Origin of the sequence: Bacillus sp. JJ1521, from assembly GCF_036965165.1 — a bacterium.
Lineage (GTDB): Bacteria > Bacillota > Bacilli > Bacillales > Bacillaceae_L > Ferdinandcohnia.
Genome location: NZ_JBALOX010000145.1, coordinates 1 through 3,587, shown reverse-complemented (window position 1 = coordinate 3,587; position 3,587 = coordinate 1). Strand labels below are relative to the sequence as shown.

Below are 3,587 nucleotides of genomic sequence, written 5' to 3'. Positions count from 1 at the left end.
TTGCCACAGGAAGTGGCATTCTTCGTCTTTGATCTTACTGTCTCGAAAAGCTTCTTCTAAAAAAATCGAGGCATCCGCCGGAGGCTTTAACTTTATTCAGTCGGGGTTTCATCCCCGACTGAATAAAGTTAATTTACTTGTCCAACACTTCAATCATTGTAACAATTGCTTCAATCAAATCCCTTTGCGACCAACTTGGTAGATTTGGATTTTTAAGCGCAAGTTCATGTGATGCAGGAATGTGGATAAAGCCGGCGCGAACAGGCAGACTCACCTCGTTAATTTTGTGTAAAATCGAATACATTACATTGTTGCATAGGTAAGTTCCAGCTGTGTTTGAAATTGCCGCTGGAAAGCCTTTTTCCATAGCTGCATTGACAAACTTACGGATTGGCAAAGTTGAAAAATAGCCATCAGGACCATCTTCTTCGATTGGAGAGTCCTGCAGTTTCACACCACGATTATCAACCGCTCCATCCCGACAGTTAATCGCAATACGTTCCGGTGTAATATTATTTCTTCCACCTGCGAGACCAAGGGAAATCACGAAATCGGGCTTATATTCGTCCAAATGTCCTAAACATTGTTTGGCTGATTCTTCAAAATCAACAGGAAGGATCTTTCCAACCACTTCATATCCAGCAATTGTTTTACCATTCAGAGCATTTACAACCTCTTCAGTAGGATTGATCGGAAATTCTAAAAATGGTTCAAAACCTGTTAGTAATAATTTTTTCAACGTTCTTCACCTCTTTTATGCTAGAAAAATCGCCCCATACCCCAGTGCCGCTATAATCACATAGGCTGGGTGAATCTTCATCTTTTCCATCAAAATAAAGCTTACAACAATGATCATAATCGTTTGCAACCAGCCGGCATCTACATAGGAAGTTGTGAAAAAGCTAATCGTCAAAGTTCCTAGTAATACTGCGATTGCTGGGCGCACATAGTTCGACATGCGTTTTACCTTTGGTGAGTCTTTGTGTCTATATAAAAACCCTAGTAATACAATCATCAAAATTAAGGATGGGGCCACCGTAGCTAAGATTGCGACAATGGAACCTGGGATTCCCGCAACATCATATCCAATATAACCGGCCATTTTTGTTGCAATCGGACCTGGGAGTGAATTCCCCAGTGCGAGTACCTCACTAAATTCCGAAACTGTTAGCCACCCGTAACGCCCCACGACCTCATTTTCAACAAGAGGAATGGATGACGGGCCGCCGCCGTACCCAACAATACCAGGTATAAAAAATGCTAAAAAAAGTTGCAAATAAATCACATGCCAACCCCCTTTTCTTTCGCTTGCTGCATTTCCGGGGCTTTGTCTTTTTTCACGAGTGCAGCGATTAACAGCACAACAATGATGATTCCGGGATGAACTCCGAGAAACTCCATTAAAAGAAAACTAACGACAATAATTCCCACTGATCCTTTCCAGCCTAAAGAGTCCTTTGACTTTTTCAAAAAGTCCCATGTTAATGTCGCCATCATCACACAAACGACCGGGATAACCGCCCTTGTCATCCCATGAACCCAAGGCTGATCCTTTAATGAGGATAAAAAGGTTAATAAAATGATCATGAGTAGAATGGTAGGAACAATGGAAGCCAACACCGCATTTAACATACCTATAATCCCACCCACACGATAACCTATATAGCCTGACATTTTCGTATTGATTGGCCCGGGTAATGTGTTTGCAAGTGCGAGTACATCTGAAAATTCATCATCATTCATCCATTTATACTTTTCGACGACCTCTTTATGAACGAGAGGGATCGCAGAGGGACCACCCCCATATCCCAAAATACTCGAACGAAAAAATGCTATAAATATATCAAGCTGTTTCACATTATCATCTCATTTCATTTCTTTTTACCAAGAGGCAATTCCACCGTCTGTTCTTGCCTCCGTACCACCAGCAAGAACGCCTGTCTTCGGGTCTCTCCAAATGATTTGCCCACGACCAAAACCGCCTCCATCTAGCGCTACCTGAATTTGGTGACCACGTCTGGCAAGTGCCTGCGCCACATGCATTGGAAAGTTTGGCTCGACCAACACCTTTTTATCTTCAATCCACTGCCATCTTGGCGAGTCAAGTGCTGCCTGTGGGTTTAAATGGAAATCGATTGTATTCATAATAACCTGAGCATGACCTTGGGGCTGCATGAAACCACCCATGACACCGAATGGGCCAACCGCTTCATCATCCTTTGTTAAAAATCCTGGGATAATCGTGTGGTACGTCTTTTTACTAGGCTCTAATGCATTTTCGTGAGTTGGGTCTAACGAAAAATCATGACCACGGTTTTGGAGTGCAATCCCAGTACCTGGTATGACAATCCCTGAGCCAAAGCCCATGTAGTTACTTTGAATGAACGACACCATATTTCCTTCTCCATCGGCAGTTGCAAGGTACACAGTTCCACCACTTGGAGGTGTTCCCGGTTCTGGGGTTAGTGCCTCCTCTCCAATCAGGCTTCGTCTTTGTGTCGCAAACTCTTCTGATAAAAGCTGGGCTGACGTCACTGACATTTTTTCAGGGTCTGTCACGTATTTTTTACCGTCTGAAAATGCTAGTTTCATAGCTTCAATTTGCTTATGGTAGGTTTCAACCGATTCTTTTTCCTTGATGTCAAAGCCGTTCAAGATGTTCAGTGCCATCAACGCAATGATTCCTTGACCATTTGGCGGAATCTCCCACACATCATAGCCACGGTAGTTGACTGAGATTGGCTTCACCCACTCAGGCTTATAGTCTATTAGATCCTCTTTTGAAAGGAAGCCCCCGTGTTCTTTGAAAAAGGCATCGATTTTATCAGCAAGCTCACCTCTGTAAAAGCTTTCCGCATTTGTTTCCGCGATGGAACGTAGCGTATTCGCATGGTCTTCGGAACTCCAGACCTCCCCGATTTCCGGTGCGCGACCGTCAGGAGCAAACGTGTCAAACCAGCTTTTATATTCCGGCGTTGTGAAAATTTCTTTATATCTTTTATAGGCACCCTTCCAGTATTTTGCTAGAACAGGAGAAAGTGGGAAACCCTCTTCTGCATACTTAATCGCCGGTTCCAGCACTTCTGTTAAGGGGAGCTTACCGAAACGTCGGGACAGTTCAGCCCATGCCGCTGGAACGCCTGGAACTGTAACAGGGATCAAGCCAAATGTCGGGATTTTTTCATGCCCTTTTGATTTTACGGCATCAATTGAAATGCTTTTTGGTGACGGTCCACTTGCGTTTAGACCGTGCAGTTCACCCTTTACCCAAACAAGTGCAAAAGCATCTCCCCCGATTCCATTTGATGTCGGCTCAACAACAGTTAGAGTTGCTGCCGTTGCAATTGCAGCATCAATCGCATTTCCCCCTTTTTTCAAAATATCTAATCCCGCCTGTGCTGCTAAAGGCTGTGATGTCGCGACCATCCCGTTCTTCGCAAAAGTCGCCATCCGTTGTGATGCATACGGATAATTCAAGTAATCCAAATTCATTTTCAAATCCCCTTTTTATGTATCTTTTTTGACAATTGTTAGTTAATTTACGGAAATTAATTAACAAACGAAATTTTTTATATATAATTATGATT

Annotated in this window: 4 protein-coding genes; all 4 read right to left on the bottom strand. The window is 43.2% G+C overall.

The features are described 5' to 3' along the window. Positions 1 to 133 precede the first annotated feature (133 nt). Genes pcp through ggt form a run of 4 tightly spaced genes read right to left on the bottom strand, consistent with a single transcriptional unit; the run spans position 134 to position 3,492 of the window. Positions 134 to 739 carry a pyroglutamyl-peptidase I gene (gene pcp / locus V7147_RS18700; RefSeq protein ID WP_335369348.1) on the bottom strand — a complete coding sequence of 202 codons (606 nt, stop codon included), beginning with the start codon at positions 737 to 739 and terminating at the stop codon, positions 134 to 136. Between the two features lie 15 nt (positions 740 to 754). Continuing rightward, on the bottom strand, positions 755 to 1,285 hold the full coding sequence (locus V7147_RS18695; RefSeq protein ID WP_335369347.1) for a chromate transporter: 531 nt from the start codon (positions 1,283 to 1,285) through the stop codon (positions 755 to 757). Beyond that, on the bottom strand, positions 1,282 to 1,857 hold the full coding sequence (locus V7147_RS18690; protein ID WP_335369346.1) for a chromate transporter: 576 nt from the start codon (positions 1,855 to 1,857) through the stop codon (positions 1,282 to 1,284). Before V7147_RS18690 ends, V7147_RS18695 begins: the two co-directional genes overlap by 4 nt. 24 nt (positions 1,858 to 1,881) lie before the next feature. Further along, entirely contained in the window at positions 1,882 to 3,492 is a 1,611-nt protein-coding gene (gene ggt / locus V7147_RS18685) for a gamma-glutamyltransferase (RefSeq protein ID WP_335369345.1), read from the bottom strand. Positions 3,493 to 3,587: the final 95 nt, after the last annotated feature.

Excerpts from the sequence above, each read along its gene's own strand:
- ggt (WP_335369345.1), bottom strand. The coding sequence starts at position 3,492 with ATGAATTTGGATTACTTGAATTATCCGTATGCATCACAACGGATGGCG.